At 61.5% G+C, this 13,492-nt stretch carries 11 protein-coding genes; 2 read left to right on the top strand and 9 right to left on the bottom strand.

All coding sequences use genetic code 11. The annotated features are described in order from the left end of the window. Positions 1 to 80: 80 nt before the first annotated feature. Both FNT36_RS19485 and FNT36_RS19480 read right to left on the bottom strand, forming a co-directional pair. The gene (locus FNT36_RS19485; protein WP_144851192.1) at positions 81 to 461 is read right to left on the bottom strand and encodes a hypothetical protein; all 381 of its coding nucleotides are present in this window, start codon (positions 459 to 461) and stop codon (positions 81 to 83) included. A gap of 129 nt (positions 462 to 590) precedes the next feature. Beyond that, positions 591 to 971 carry a hypothetical protein gene (locus FNT36_RS19480; protein ID WP_144851190.1) on the bottom strand — a complete coding sequence of 127 codons (381 nt, stop codon included), beginning with the start codon at positions 969 to 971 and terminating at the stop codon, positions 591 to 593. A gap of 295 nt (positions 972 to 1,266) precedes the next feature. Here FNT36_RS19480 and FNT36_RS19475 point away from each other — a divergent pair, with 295 nt between their 5' ends. Further along, on the top strand, positions 1,267 to 3,705 hold the full coding sequence (locus FNT36_RS19475) for a hybrid sensor histidine kinase/response regulator (RefSeq protein WP_144851188.1): 2,439 nt from the start codon (positions 1,267 to 1,269) through the stop codon (positions 3,703 to 3,705). 117 nt (positions 3,706 to 3,822) lie between these two features. On the opposite strand, the gene FNT36_RS19470 is transcribed toward FNT36_RS19475, so the two are convergent. Continuing rightward, positions 3,823 to 4,581, bottom strand: a complete 759-nt coding sequence (locus FNT36_RS19470) for a LytR/AlgR family response regulator transcription factor (RefSeq protein ID WP_144851186.1) — start codon at positions 4,579 to 4,581, stop codon at positions 3,823 to 3,825. Between the two features lie 139 nt (positions 4,582 to 4,720). Here FNT36_RS19470 and FNT36_RS19465 point away from each other — a divergent pair, with 139 nt between their 5' ends. After that, the gene (locus FNT36_RS19465) at positions 4,721 to 5,770 is read left to right on the top strand and encodes a Gfo/Idh/MocA family protein (protein ID WP_233636079.1); all 1,050 of its coding nucleotides are present in this window, start codon (positions 4,721 to 4,723) and stop codon (positions 5,768 to 5,770) included. Between the two features lie 273 nt (positions 5,771 to 6,043). Here the strand turns inward: FNT36_RS19465 and FNT36_RS19460 are convergent, their stop codons facing one another. From FNT36_RS19460 to FNT36_RS19435, 6 genes are all read right to left on the bottom strand, one after another. Further along, on the bottom strand, positions 6,044 to 6,826 hold the full coding sequence (locus FNT36_RS19460; RefSeq protein ID WP_233636078.1) for a carbonic anhydrase: 783 nt from the start codon (positions 6,824 to 6,826) through the stop codon (positions 6,044 to 6,046). Positions 6,827 to 6,875: 49 nt separating this feature from the next. Beyond that, positions 6,876 to 8,507 carry a SulP family inorganic anion transporter gene (locus FNT36_RS19455; RefSeq protein WP_144851184.1) on the bottom strand — a complete coding sequence of 544 codons (1,632 nt, stop codon included), beginning with the start codon at positions 8,505 to 8,507 and terminating at the stop codon, positions 6,876 to 6,878. 217 nt (positions 8,508 to 8,724) lie between these two features. Further along, positions 8,725 to 8,988 carry a hypothetical protein gene (locus tag FNT36_RS19450; RefSeq protein ID WP_144851183.1) on the bottom strand — a complete coding sequence of 88 codons (264 nt, stop codon included), beginning with the start codon at positions 8,986 to 8,988 and terminating at the stop codon, positions 8,725 to 8,727. Between the two features lie 264 nt (positions 8,989 to 9,252). Further along, complete coding sequence (locus FNT36_RS19445; RefSeq protein ID WP_144851181.1) at positions 9,253 to 10,350, bottom strand: glycoside hydrolase 5 family protein; 1,098 nt, start codon at positions 10,348 to 10,350, stop codon at positions 9,253 to 9,255. Positions 10,351 to 10,432: 82 nt separating this feature from the next. Continuing rightward, positions 10,433 to 11,452, bottom strand: coding sequence for a glycoside hydrolase family 43 protein (locus FNT36_RS19440; protein WP_144851179.1), 1,020 nt, complete (start codon positions 11,450 to 11,452; stop codon positions 10,433 to 10,435). 3 nt (positions 11,453 to 11,455) lie between these two features. Further along, the gene (locus FNT36_RS19435) at positions 11,456 to 13,486 is read right to left on the bottom strand and encodes a beta-L-arabinofuranosidase domain-containing protein (RefSeq protein ID WP_144851177.1); all 2,031 of its coding nucleotides are present in this window, start codon (positions 13,484 to 13,486) and stop codon (positions 11,456 to 11,458) included. Positions 13,487 to 13,492 lie beyond the last annotated feature (6 nt).

Below are 13,492 nucleotides of genomic sequence, written 5' to 3'. Positions count from 1 at the left end.
GCTTGGCCCTAAAACGAACAACGCGCTTCCCCGCAGTGGAGAAACGCGTTGTCGTAATCAAGTTGGCGCGAAGCCAGACCTTACTTGAGCAGGTCGGTTTGGGCGCGCACTACTTCGCGAGCAATGGCGAGGTTGGTGTCGCGCGAGCTCACTGCGAGGTAGATAAACTTCTTGCCATCGCCTACCAGCTTGATAAGGTGCAGCTGGTTGCTGAGGGTGATGAGGATGTCCTCAATCGTTTCACCTTGCAGCTTGAGGGCGCTCATGGCCTTAAATTTCTGCTTCACCACTTCGGTGTTGTAAGCAGCGGCGGTTTCGGGGTTGAGGCTAGCCACGTTGGAGTGCGAGGCCAGGGCCATGCCCGAGCTGATGTCTACTACGGCCACGGCAAGCAGGCCGGGCAGGTCGTTGAGGATGTTCTGGACGGCTTGGCCGGCGGGAAGAGAAACGTTGTAAGCCATAATTGTGAAAGGTAAAAAGCTGAAGAAAAACGGCCTTCGTCAAAAGCCCGCTGTGATAAAAAGGTAAGTTAAAAATTTATTAAGTATTGACAACCAGTATAATATAACCCAATAATACCCTAGAGCAAATTAGTTGAGCATTTCGGCGCCCTGGCGCATCACGTCGCGGGCAATGGCGAGGTTGGTATCGCGGGAGTTGGCCACGAGGTAGATGAATTTCTTGCCGTCGTCGGAGAGCTTGATGAGGTGCATCTGGTTGGTGAGCGTCATCAGGATGTCCTCGATTTTTTCACCTTGCAGCTTAAGAGCGGTCATGGCTTTCTGCTTTTGCTTCACCACTTCGGTGTTGTAGGCGGCAGCAGTTTCGGGGTTGAGGCTAGCCACGTTGGAGTGCGAGGCCAGGGCCATGCCCGATTGAATGTCTACCACGGCTACGGCCATCAGGCTAGGCAGCGAATTGATGATTTCCTGGACGGTTTTACCAGCGGGTGAAGTGATTGAGTAAGCCATTGCGTTGCGGAAAAAAAGGTGAGAGGGACTTAAGGTAAACTTCTATAAAATAATAAGATAACTTTATGATTCGACTAACTTAGCTGTTTGAGTTGTGGTGGTTATTGTGCCGCCCCGTTTGATGATACAATGTTAGGGCAGGGCGTTGGAGGGGGGCTAAGGTTTCCGCTGGCTGGGGCCTTTTTTGATGCGAGTGAACGTATTTTTACAGCGAGTGAATCTGCGCGCCGTGCGGTAGTGGTGCGCTAGCTCGCCCTAGGTTAGCAGCCGGCGGTTTTTTTGTAGTAGACATGCTATGCGCGCCCGCTACGGCCGGGCCGGCGCCCTCCTCCCGTTTCCGATGCCGTTCGACGCTACTCCTCCCCTCGCCGCTCCCGATGCCGCCGCCCGCATTGCGGAGCTGGAGCGCGCCCTGCACGCCGCCACCGAGCGCGCCACGGCCGCCGAGCACCGCCTGGCCGAGTTGCTAGAGCAGGCTGAGCCGGGCCGCCTGCTGGTGGGCCCCACGGGTACCATAATCCGCGTAAACGAGGCCTTGTGTTACCTGATAGGCAGCCCCGAAGGGCCCGAGTTTTGGGCCGGCCAGTCGGCTAATGCACTGTTTGCTCGCCTGCAGCACCTGGCCGCGCACCCTACCGAGTTTACCCAGCAGCTGCGCGCGCAGCGCGCGGACCAGGTGCCCGTGCTGGGCGAGGCCGTGCCCCTGCGCGATGGCCGCGTGCTGGCCCAAGACTATCTGCTGCTGCCCGCCCCCAGCGGGGCAGCGCGCTCCGAGCTGTTCAGCTATCGCTTGGTCGGGACCGCCGTGTCACCGGCCGCGCCGACCCTAGGGGTTAGTTCGCTAGGTGAAACGCTGCAAGCCCAGCTGCTCGACAATTTTCCGCTGCCCGCGGCCATGCACGACGAGCAAGGTGTGCTGCTGGCTTGCAACCAAACTTTTGCCCAGCTTTTGCAGTGGCCCGCTCAGCACTTGGCCGGCTGCCGCCTCAGCGAGGTGCTGCCTAGCGCCGACTCAACCCTAGCGTGGTCAGCTTACCTGGCGCAGCTCGCCGCCGATGCGCTGGCGGCCGGGCAATGGGCCGTGCTGCCGCGCGATGGGCAGCCCCGGCAGCTGCTTTACCGGGCCCACCGCCTCGACCAGCCAGGGCATTCGCCTTACATCTTGCTTTGTGTGCTCGACCTTACTGAGCGCGTGCAGGCCGAGGCTGAGCTGCGGCGCGGAAAGGAAGTAGCCGAGGCCTCGGCGCGGGCCAAAGAATCGTTTTTGGCCAACCTCAGCCATGAAATCCGCACGCCCATGAATGGGGTGCTCGGCATGGCCAGGCAGCTCACTAAAACCGACCTAGGGCCCGACCAGCGCGAGCTGCTGCGCATCATTCAGGCCTCGGGCGAGCACCTGCTATCGGTACTGAACGAGGTGCTGGACATGACCAAAATCAGCGCCGCCCGGCTCGAAATGGAGCAGGTGTCGTTCGATTTGCGCGAGTCGGTGGAGGAAGCGTTGCAGCCGCTGGCCGTGCAGGCCGAGGAAAAGGGCTTGGCTTTTCACATGGCCCTACTGCTGCAACCCGAGCCGCTACCTAGGGTGATAGGCGATGCCTACCGCCTCAACCAAGTGCTGCTCAACTTGGTATCCAACGCCATCAAGTTTACAGCGGCGCCAGGCAGTATTTCGGTGGGCGCCTACGTGCTGAGTCAAACCGACACTCATCTCACGGCCAGCTTCCGGGTTACTGACACGGGCATGGGCATTGCGGCCGATAAGCTGGATTTGATTTTTGAGGACTTCGTGCAGGCCGATACCGACACGGCTCGGCGCTTTGGCGGCACTGGCCTGGGCCTAGGTATAGCGCGGGCACTGGTCGAGCAAATGGGCGGCACTATTGTCGTGGACAGTCAGCCCGGCAGCGGCAGCACGTTCCAGTTCAGCGTAACCTTGCCGCGGGCGCAGGGCGTCGAAATCGCCCCTAGGCCGGTGCTGCTCGACACGGGCGCCCTGCGCGGCCGCCGGGTGCTGGTGGCCGAAGACAACGGTATCAACCGCGAAGTGGTGCGCCGAGTGCTGCACGGCTGGGGCGTGGTGGTAGATGAAGCCGCCGACGGCCACGCGGCCCTGGCGCTCCACGCCGAGCGCTCCTACGACGCGGTGCTCATGGATATCCAGATGCCCGGCATGAGCGGTGTGGAAGCCACCAAGCAGCTACGCCTGCACCCCGACCCCGAGCGGGCGCAGGTGCCCGTGCTGGCCCTCACTGCCAACGCTTTCCGGGCCGACCTCGACCGCTACCTCAAGGCCGGCATCAACGACTGCCTCACCAAGCCGTTCAAGGAAGACGAGTTTTACCGCAAGCTGGTGGCGCTGGTGCAGGCGCCCGCCGCCCCTCTCTACAACCTGGCCCAGGTGCACGAGTTGGCCGATGGCGAAGAAGCCTTCGTGGAGCGCGTGGTGCGGTCATTTTTGCTGCATGTGCCGCCGGTGCTGCAGCAGGCGCAGGCGGCGGCGGCAGCCGGGCAATGGGCACAAGTAGCCAAGCTGATACATCACATCAAGCCTAATCTAGTGCAGTTCGGCATCGTGGGTATCGCAGCGCCGCTGCAACTGCTGCTAGAGCCGCTCCGCCCCGGCACCCAGCCCGACAAAGCCCGCGAAGACGCCGTGCAGCAGCTAGTGCGCCAGCTCACGCGCGTGCTTGAGGCCCTGCCCGAGGCGCTACCTGCTGCGCCAGAGGCCTAGGCTTTACGCTAACTTAAGCGGGGTTACCTCACCCCCTCTCCTCCGGGAGAGGGGAGCCGGGCGACTGGTCACGTTCACTTACACTTGCCTGCGGGCGCTCCCTCTCCTAGGACTGTTTTACAGTGCCTGTAGGCGCTGCACCAGCTCATCTTGGTAGGCGCGGCTTACAGGTACTTCGTGTTGACCGAGCTTGAGCATGTTGTCCTCCATCGCTTCCACGCGGTGCAGATTGACAATGTAGGAGCGGTGCACGCGCACAAAGTGTCGGAAAGGTAGCCGCTCCTCCATATTCTTAAGAGTGCCGCCCACAATGTGCTTTTGCTTATCGGTGACGAGCAGCACATACGTCGAGAGCGCCTCGATATAAAGCACGTCTTCAAAATTGATGCGCAGCAGCTTGCCGTTGGTTTTCACAAACATATCGGTGCCCGCCGCCGAGATGTCGCTAGGCACGGCCACCGGCGCCACGGGGGCAGCAGTGGGCGGCGGAGCCGGCGCCGGCTGCAGCTCTGTAACGCGGGCAATGGCTTGGCAAAAGCGCGCGTAGTTCACAGGCTTCACGAGGTAGTCAAGCACCCGCAGCTCGAAGGCATCGACCGCGAAAGAGGCGTGGGTGGTGACCAGTATCACGGCCGGCTTGGGCTCGGGCAGCAACTTTACAAGCTCTAGGCCACTAATGTGCGGCATTTCAATGTCGAGCAGCAGCACATCGGCCGGGCCACCGCCATGGAAGTAGGTGAGTGCCTCCACGGCATCAGGAAACGAGGCGGCCAGCGTGAGCTGGTCGTGGCGCTGCACGGCGCGCTCTAGGGTAAAGCGGTTAATCTCGTTGTCGTCGATGATGACGCAGGCGAGCAAAGCAGCGGGTGGATTCATAGCGGAAGCACAGGAGCGGCTAAGCTGGTAAGATGCTGCTACAGAATGCCGCACCCACGCCCAGCCCGCACCGCGTAGTTTCAAAGGTAAGCCGCCTCCTGCAACAAGTTGTGGCCGCAGCAGGCAGTTCTGAGCCGTAATGCACCGCGCTCGTGGCCGGCTGGCCCTACCTTGCGGCCCTCTCCTACCCTCTCGCTACGTAGCCATGCGCACCTACAACTGGGCCATTCTGGGCCCCGGCCACATCGCCCACAAGTTTGCCCAAGACCTCGCCTTCGTGCCCAATACCAAGCTGCACGCCGTTGCCTCGCGCAGCCTAGCTAAGGCCCAGGAGTTTGCCGCCACCTACGGCGCCCCCCACGCCGTGGGCAGCTACGACGAGCTACTGGCCGTGCCCGGCATCGACGCGGTGTACATTGCCACGCCGCACTCGGAGCACCACGCGCACGCCCTGCTGTGCTTGCGGGCGGGCCTGCCGGTGCTCTGCGAAAAAGCCTTTACTCAAAACGCGGCCCAGGCGCAGGAAGTGATAGCTGCCGCTCGCCAAGGTGGCGTATTTCTAATGGAAGCCTTCTGGACGCGCTTTTTTCCAGCCATTTATAAGGCTTTGGAACTGGTGCAGGCCGGCACCATTGGTGAGGTCATGCACCTGGTAGCCGACTTTGGCTTCCGGACTGAATTCAAACCGGAAGGCCGGCTTTTCAACCCCGCCTTGGCCGGCGGCTCGCTGCTCGATATTGGAGTGTATCCACTCTTTATCAGCCAGCTATTTCTGGGGCAGCCGGCCGATGTGCGCGCCGTGGCTACGCCCACCGGCACCGGCGTCGACCAAAACTGCGCCATAGCACTGGCCTACGCCAGCGGGGCCACGGCCACCCTGTTTTCGACCATCGCCGCCGTTACCGAAAACCGCTGCGTGCTCTACGGCACTAAGGGGCACTTGCAGCTCCTAGGCCGCTTCCACGCGCCCCACGGCGTGCTGCTGAAGCTGTACGACCAGGACCAGCCGCAGGAAATTCCATGCGAAAAACAGGGCCTAGGGTATCATTACGAGGCGGCGCATGTGCAAGAGTGCCTAGCGCAAGGCTTGCTCGAAAGTCCGCTGCTCCCCCTCAGCTTTAGCCTAGAGCAAATGCAATTACTTGACACGATACGCACTCAAATCGGATTGCGCTATCCAGGCGAGTAGAGGCACTGGCGCGGTACCCCACCCCCGGCCCCTCCCCTCCGGGAGAGGGGAGCCGACTGCGAGCAAACGTGCGCTTACGTTATTCAGTCGTCAGGCACCCCTCTCCCGGAGGGGAGGGGCCGGGGGTGGGGTACCACGAGCAGTGAGCCCCATTATTCATACTAATCTTCGCCCTAGGTTAGCCAAAGCCACTTTCATACACCAAAGCGCCTGCCGGGCTGTTTCTCAAATGAGGCACAGCCTGACAGGCGCTTTGTTGGTTTCCGCGTTTTCTTACGCCGTTATCACCTGGTCGGCGGGCACTTGGCTGGGGTCGTGCTGCGGGCCGTCGTAGGTATCGCTCCGCCCATCGTTGGCGGGCTCGCTGGGGTTTGGGGCTTGGGCCAGCGGCGCCGCCTGCGTGCTATAGATGTGAGCCATGTCGTGCAAGAATAGCTGCTCGCTCATTTCTAAGTCCTTGAGCACACCGTCGGCGATGTCATACACCAGGCCGTGCAAGCGCGGCGGTTTCTCGCTGCGCATGGCATTTTGAATGATGTTGGTCTTGGCCAGGTTGCGCACCTGCTCCATTACATTGAGCTCGACCATGCGGCGCAGGCGCTGCTTTTCGTCGGCAATGCGCAATAGCTCGGTTTCGTGCAGGCGCACCACGTCGCGGATATTGACCAGCCAGTTGTCAATCAGACCGTACTGCTTGTTGCTGGCGGCTGCGGCCACGCCGCCACAGCCATAGTGGCCCACCACCATAATGTCCTGCACGCCCAGCACCTCTACGGCATATTGCAGCACGCTCAGCAGGTTCATGTCGGTGTGCACTACCATGTTGGCAATGTTGCGGTGCACAAACATTTCGCCCGGGCCCGTGCCCGTGATGCCTGAGGCCGGCACCCGCGAGTCGGAGCAGCCGATGAACAGGTAGCGCGGCGTTTGGCCATTGGCCAGGTTGGCAAAGAAGTCGGGGTCCTGCGCGTTTTTAGTGGCAACCCACTGCTTGTTATTGTCTAGAATGGTTTGAATGCCCGCAACTTCTTGGGTTGCGTTTGCTTGCTTCGGCATAGACTTGTGAAGGGTGTTAAAAGTAAAAAGTAAAAAGCTGACCTAGGGCCTAGTGCCCCGCCAGCGCCACCTGCCGAATGCCGCGCAGCTCTAGCTCGATGCCGCGGGCCGGGGCGGCCTGCCGGAAAGCCTCAATGGCCTCGAGCACGTCGTGGTCAATAACGTCGGAGCGGGAGCCGTCGAGCAATACGCGGCTGCCGGTGGGCAGCTGCTCAAGGGTGGTTACTATACTGGCTTTGTTGAGAAATGATACGTGCTCGGGCAAGTGCAGGTGCAGGCGGTCATCGGCATCGGCGTCGCGGTTTGGGTCTTGGCGCAGGTAAGAGCCGGCCTTAGCATTATCCTTGAGAATGAAGAAGAAACCAAGCACCAGCCCGATGCTCACCCCCTTGAGCAAATCGGTGAACAGCACTGCCACGATGGTGAAAATGAAAGGGCCAAACTGGGCCCAGCCCAGCCGCCACTGCCCACGATAAAGTGCTGGCTTGGTGAGCTTGTAACCTACCAGCAGCAGCACCGCCGCCAGCGCCGAGAGCGGAATCAGATTGAGGATGCGACCTAGGAACAACAGGCTGGCCAGCAGTAGCAAGCCGTGGATGAAGGCCGAAAGCCGGGTGCGCGCCCCCGCCGCAATATTGGCCGACGAGCGCACAATAACCGCCGTGAGGGGCAGCCCGCCAAGCAGGGCACTCACGATGTTGCCAGCGCCCTGGGCCAGCAACTCGCGGTTGGGCGGCGTGTGGCGCTTCTGCGGGTCGAGGTTATCAACGGCCTCGATGCTGAGTAGCGTTTCGAGCGAGGCCACGATGGCAATCGTGAAGGCCACGCCGTAGGTAGCCGGGCGCTGCAAGGCCGACCAGTCGGGCCACAGCATGGCCTGCCCGAGCTGGCCTAGCGAAGTCACCACCGGCAGCCGCACTAGGTGCTCGGGCCGCACCTGCCAGGCCGGCAGCAGCACGTGTAGCAGTTGGTTGAGCCCCACAGCCGTCACTACCGCCACCAGCGCGCCGGGCACCAGCCGGGCCCAGGCTTGCCGCCGCACCATGGGGCGGTCCCAGAGCAGCAGTAGTGCCAGCGATACCGCGCCTACCAGCACCGAGCCGGGGCTAATGGCCCGCGTGGCCATGCCCAACTCTGAAAAGGTGTTTTGGCCATCAAACTGCAAAAACTCCATGTCTTCGAAGTAATCCTTATCGGCGCCGAAGAAGTGCGGTATTTGCTTTAAAATCAAAATAATGCCAATAGCGGCCAGCATTCCGCGGATAACTGCCGCCGGAAAGTATAGCGCAATGATGCCCGCCCGCGCCACCCCCAGCAGTAGCTGCAGCACGCCCGCCACTACTGTGGCCGTGAGCACTGCCGGAAACGACCCTAGGGTGGCAATGGCCGACAGCATGATGATGGTGAGCCCCGCCGCGGGGCCGCTCACGCTCACATGCGAGCCGCTGAGCAAGCTCACCACCACGCCCCCCACAATGCCCGATACCACGCCCGCTAGTAGCGGCGCTCCAGAAGCAAGCGAAATGCCTAGGCACAGCGGCAGCGCCACCAAAAACACCACCAGCCCCGATGGCGCATCCTGCCCCAGCGTGCTAAAGATGGATGGCGAGGGCCCCGCTGGTGGCACCGGGCCCGTACTAATTGCCTCCGCCGGGGAGGCTGCGTGAGTAGCGTGCGTCATGAGTGGGTGGGAAAGAAGTAGGTGCTCAAAGCCCCCTCGGGCGAGGAGGCTTCACATTTTCTTCACAATAATACACAGCTGCTACCAAGCTGATACTAAAGCAGAAAAAGAATTAGCGCAGCACCTTCGGCCAGAGTAGCCTTGCAGACGCAAACAGCCCCGAGCTTCTAGTGAAACTCGGGGCTGCGAGCACCTAGGTGGTGCCTGGGGCGGCTACCTAGTGGCGGCGGTAGTCACGGTCGTCGTGCCGGTCGCGGCGGTGCTGGGCTTCCCAGCGAGCCCGCTCAATAGCTTGTTGACGCTCACGCTGGCGTTGGGCTTGTTCAAAGCGAGCCCGGTCGCGCTGGGCTTGCTCGTAGCGAGCGCGTTCGCGGGGCGACATCCGGCGCAGGTCGCGGTCGTGGTCAAAGGGGGCGGCCGAAGCGGCGGTGGTCACAAACAGCGTGAGGGCAGTGGCGAACGAAAGCAGGGCAGTTTTCATGGGATTAAGCTCAGAAAGTGGTTGGAGGAAAGTGGCAGCGCGCCGGCAAACCGGGTAGCGCTGAAGTGAGAAAAACGATAGACGCGTCTGCCCTTCCTAAGACAAGCGCTGTGCCACTCACCCCAATCAAGCTTTTAAGCCTTTTTCACGAAAATACTATCAGTCAATAAGTTGCTTAATTTACTGCCCTTAAAGTCTCGATGAAGACGCCAAGTGTCCCGACCGAACCTAGGCCACGGCCAGGCGCCAGGGCAGTGGCGGGGCCTATTTGGTGGTCAGTTTCTTTATCAGGTCGGTCTCGTCTTGGTGGTAGGGCGTGCCATCCTTGCGGAATACCTCATGAAACCACTCGGTAGGCTCGCTGCCATCGGCCAGGGGCGTGTCCCAGGCATACTTGGTGTTGGTTTTGCCATCCACAAGGCCCCAGTTGATGGCGGCCACATGGCTTTTCTTTAGCAAGGGCAGAATATTGACGAAGCGCGAGTTGCGGGGCCGGGCCATGTACTCGGTGCAGATGAGCGGCCGGCCGTGGGTTTCTAGCAGGTCAATCACGCGCTGGTGAGCGGGAGCCTCGTCGTAATTGTGGTACGTAATTACATCAGAGTGCAGCGCCTGGAAGGTGTTTAGCTCCTTCAAGTCCCAGTTCCAGAGGCCCGAGCTTAGGGGCTGGTCGGGGCGCACAGCCTCGGCCCAGGTAAAGACGTTGCGCAGCAGCGGCAGCGAGGCGTTGCCCTTGCCATTGTTGCCCGGCTCATTATACAAGTCCCAGAGCACGATGCGCTTGTCGTGCGCAAAGCTGGTGAGCACATCCGTCACATAGGGCCGCAGCTGCACAAAAGTCGCCGAATCGCGTGAGGCGGGGTCGCCGGGGTCCTGGGCCCAGCCCGAATTATGAATGCCAGTTTTGGGCGTCGGCTGCGTGCCGGCCTTCGGGTCCTTGTTCCAGCAGTCGTCGAAGAACACGAAGATGGTGCCGATGTGGTGCTTGTCGGCAATGGCGAGGTAGTCATTTACCCGCTTCTTGAAGCCGGCCGGGTCTTCTTTATAAGCTAGGCTATGCAAAAACACGCGCATGGTATTGAAGCCAATGCCCTCGGCCCAACCCAGTTCCTTGTCGATGGTAGGCGCGTCGAAGGTGCTGGCCTGCCACATTTCGAGCTGATTGATGGCGGTGCTGGGGGTAAAATTGGCGCCCGTCATCCAAGGACGAGCCTGGTACCAAGCATTAGCTTTAGCAGCGGGCCAACGGGTCGATTGGCCGGGCAGGGTCGCGCTGCCCTTCACCTTGGTTTTTACTTTTTGGGCCTGGGCAACTGGCGCGCCGAGCAGCGCCAAACCCAGCAACCATGAGAATTTCTTCATGCAGGAGAGGGAAATAGGTAGTGAATAACTATTGATACTAAGGGCGTCGTGAAGGCTGGCTCAGTCCTAACTCAGCACTGAGCTACTCGCCTGAGGGCACAGGCTGCGGGGTGGCTAGGGCAGCCGGTACCCCAAAGTCGGGCGAGCCATCGGGGCGCCAGGTAAAGCGCTGGGCGCGTGAGCTACGGCCCTCGCACTTGCCATCGGCCGCGGCTTTGGCGTGGTAGATAAGCCAGTTTTCGCGGCCGTCGGGCGAGGTTGTGAAGCCGTTGTGACCGGTGCCCCACACGCCGGTTTCGGCCGAGGGATGGAAAACGGGCTGCGGCGACTTCACCCACGAGGCGGCTCGCAGCGGGTCGGCGCCGGGCTGGGCCGTGAGCATACCTAGGGAGTAGTTATTATCCCAGCAAGCGCTGGCTGAGTACACTAGATACAGCTGGCCCTTCTTGCCAGCCAAAAACTCAGGGCCTTCCAAGATTTGGCGGCCGCCACCTTTTTCCCAATCTAGGGTAGGCGCGGCGATGGTCGTTTCCTTGGCCGCATCGATGGTCCAGGGGTTCGTCATGGGCGCGATGGCTAGCACACTTTGCGGCCCTACGTAGGCCGAATACACGAAATAGCGCCGCTTGCCGTGCTCGAACACCGTGCCGTCGAGGCCCGAATACTTGGTATTTACGCGCCCTTTATCGACCCAAGTGCCGGTGGTGGGGTCGGCACTGACATTCTCCAGTACAAACACGTAGCGCGAGTTATCGCCCGCCTTGGCCCGGTCAGTGGCAGTGTAGTAGAGGTACCATTTGCCACCTAGGAAGTGCAGCTCGGGCGCCCAGATTTGGGTCGAGTTCGGACCAGCGGTGGGTGGCGTCCATACAATGGTGCCGGCGGCAGCCTGCACCCCCTCCAGGGTGGGCGACTTCCAGAGCGTGATGTTCTGGCCCATCGTGTTGGTGTAATAATACTGCCCGCCGTGGCGGATTATCCACGGGTCGGGGCCATTCTGCTTCAGTGGATTAGTAAAGGTGCGGGCGGCGGGCGCCTGCGCAGCTGCCCCTAGGGCGCTACTGAGCAAGGCACTCACAAACAAAGCTTTCCAATAAATCATAACCTAGGGAACAACAGGTAAGGCCACCACACGCAGCTTGGTGCAGCCATAAGGAATGAAGGTGAGCGTCTCCGGAGCTGGGTCTACGGGGCCTTTGTAGAGGCCCTCGCGCGGCGTCACGGGCTGGGGCGCTACGCCCTCGCTGAGCTGCCAGTCGGGCAGGCGCCGCCCACTCACAGTGATTTCGACGGGGGCATTGGCCGCGTTCCAGTAAAAGCCCGGGGCGTTGGCGGCCACCGGCTTCACGGCCACGGTGGTAGTGCGGGCGGGGTCTTCGACCACGGCGCGGGGCAGGCCGTAGTTCCAGGGGCTCTGCGGCGCGAGCGTGAAGTAGCGGCCCTCGTCGGGGTGCTTGCTCTCTTGCCACTGTTCCTTGATTTTGAGGGCGTATACAAGCGGGCCACGCTCTAGGGCGCGCGAATTGCGGGCCCAGTTGCTGGTGCGCACCGGCATGGGCAGGCGCAGCGTGAGGCGGTCGTGGGCGCGCCAAGTGCGTGCAATAGTGATAACCTGCCCGCCCTTATCGGTGCGCAGCGGCTGGCCATTGAGCAGCACCGTGGCTTCGGTGCACCAGCCCGGAATGCGGAGACCTAGGGGGAACGCCGTGGGCTTTTTCAAGTCAACCGCGAAGTTTACCTCGTCGCCAAATGGGTAAGCCGTTTCCTCCCGAATGGTAACGGGCACCCCATTGCCCAAGGTAGTAGTCAGCGTATTAGGAGCGTATTCTAGGGCCGCTACGCCCTGCTCGGGCGTGCCGTACCAGAGGTGCGTGGCAAATTTGGCCCAGCCCTGGTGCATGTTGGCGGTGCAGCAGGTATAGCCAGCGTAGGGCCCAAACACGTTGTTCATGCCGTGCTCGAAAGGCAGCGAGAAATTGAACACGCCGCGCTGCACCTGCACTTGGTTGGCCACCTGGAAGTACTGCCGGCTTTCGTAGTCGTCGGTGGTCTGGGTGGGCAGGGCATTGTAGGCAATGCGCTCTAGCGCGTCGAGGTACGTTACATCACCCGTCATGCCCGCCGCTTGCTCCAATGAAAACATGGTTTCGACCACGGCGCACAGCTCGGTGCCCTGGGTGGGCAGGTTGCCGTGCAGGTCCTCATCGGCCGAAAACATGCCCGCCGGTAGGCCGTGCAGCGTCATGATATCGCGCCAGCCCGTGCGCAGGGCCTGGTTGAGCTGGGGCTGCTCGGGGTGGGCCTGGGCGTACACCACGGGCAGCTTCAGGCCCATGCCCACGTTCACGCCGTGGCGGTCCATCCAGTGGGCACCAGTTTGATTGGCTGCGGCCTCCATTACCCAGTCGCGGTTACCTAGGAGGGTGGTCCAGGGCGTGGTTTGCTGGTACACTAACTCGCCTAGGTCACGCAAAAACGGCTCGCCCGTTTGGCGGTATAGCCAGTAGATTACTAGCAGGTTGTCGCCGCCTCGCACGGTGCTCCACTCACTCCACTGCCCTAGGGGGGCCGCTTTCAGATTGGCAAGCTGATAGTGAAAGTACTTGGTCATGAACGGAATAACCCTAGGGTCGCGGGTGGCTTGGTAATACTGCTGCATCACCTTGAGCATCACCATGCGCGGCCACCAGTCTTCGCCCTGCGTGCCCTGCACATCGAGCAAGTGGCCGGCCTGCTGCTCGGCCTTGGTGAGCGGCCCAAAGTAGCCCGAGGGCCGTTGGTTGGCAATAGACCAGTTGATATAGCGCTGCACCTTGGCTAGCAGCGGCTTGTCTTGCAGTAAGTAAGCCACCGGCACCGCCCCATCGAGCCAATACGGCGTTTCTTCCCAGCCATCGCCAGTGCCCCCGAGCCAGCCGTTGCGGTCGCGCACCTTGGGGTAGGTTTCGTCGAGGTGGCCGGTGCTATGGTCGCGCATCACTTCGAGCTGCCGGCGCAGCCAGCCGGTGGGTTGCACGGCGCTCGGCGCCAGCTCGTGGTAGGCCAGCGGGGCGAGCGGCCCGGCTGGCTGGGCCAGGGCCACCCCGCTGCTCAGCAGCACCGCCAGCAGGCCGCTGGCAAGGGGCAAAACGTTCATGAAAGG

The organism is Hymenobacter setariae (assembly GCF_007713685.1).
GTDB classification, from domain to species: domain Bacteria; phylum Bacteroidota; class Bacteroidia; order Cytophagales; family Hymenobacteraceae; genus Hymenobacter; species Hymenobacter setariae.
This window is presented reverse-complemented; position numbering and strand designations above follow the sequence as displayed.

Bases quoted from the DNA above. Each gene is read 5' to 3' on its own strand.
- FNT36_RS19485 (WP_144851192.1), bottom strand. From the start codon at position 461: ATGGCTTACAACGTTTCTCTTCCCGCCGGCCAAGCCGTCCAGAACATC.
- FNT36_RS19480 (WP_144851190.1), bottom strand. From the start codon at position 971: ATGGCTTACTCAATCACTTCACCCGCTGGTAAAACCGTCCAGGAAATC.
- FNT36_RS19475 (WP_144851188.1), top strand. From the start codon at position 1,267: ATGCGCGCCCGCTACGGCCGGGCCGGCGCCCTCCTCCCGTTTCCGATG.
- FNT36_RS19470 (WP_144851186.1), bottom strand. From the start codon at position 4,581: ATGAATCCACCCGCTGCTTTGCTCGCCTGCGTCATCATCGACGACAAC.
- FNT36_RS19465 (WP_233636079.1), top strand. From the start codon at position 4,721: ATGCACCGCGCTCGTGGCCGGCTGGCCCTACCTTGCGGCCCTCTCCTA.
- FNT36_RS19460 (WP_233636078.1), bottom strand. From the start codon at position 6,826: ATGCCGAAGCAAGCAAACGCAACCCAAGAAGTTGCGGGCATTCAAACC.
- FNT36_RS19455 (WP_144851184.1), bottom strand. From the start codon at position 8,507: ATGACGCACGCTACTCACGCAGCCTCCCCGGCGGAGGCAATTAGTACG.
- FNT36_RS19450 (WP_144851183.1), bottom strand. From the start codon at position 8,988: ATGAAAACTGCCCTGCTTTCGTTCGCCACTGCCCTCACGCTGTTTGTG.
- FNT36_RS19445 (WP_144851181.1), bottom strand. From the start codon at position 10,350: ATGAAGAAATTCTCATGGTTGCTGGGTTTGGCGCTGCTCGGCGCGCCA.
- FNT36_RS19440 (WP_144851179.1), bottom strand. From the start codon at position 11,452: ATGATTTATTGGAAAGCTTTGTTTGTGAGTGCCTTGCTCAGTAGCGCC.
- FNT36_RS19435 (WP_144851177.1), bottom strand. From the start codon at position 13,486: ATGAACGTTTTGCCCCTTGCCAGCGGCCTGCTGGCGGTGCTGCTGAGC.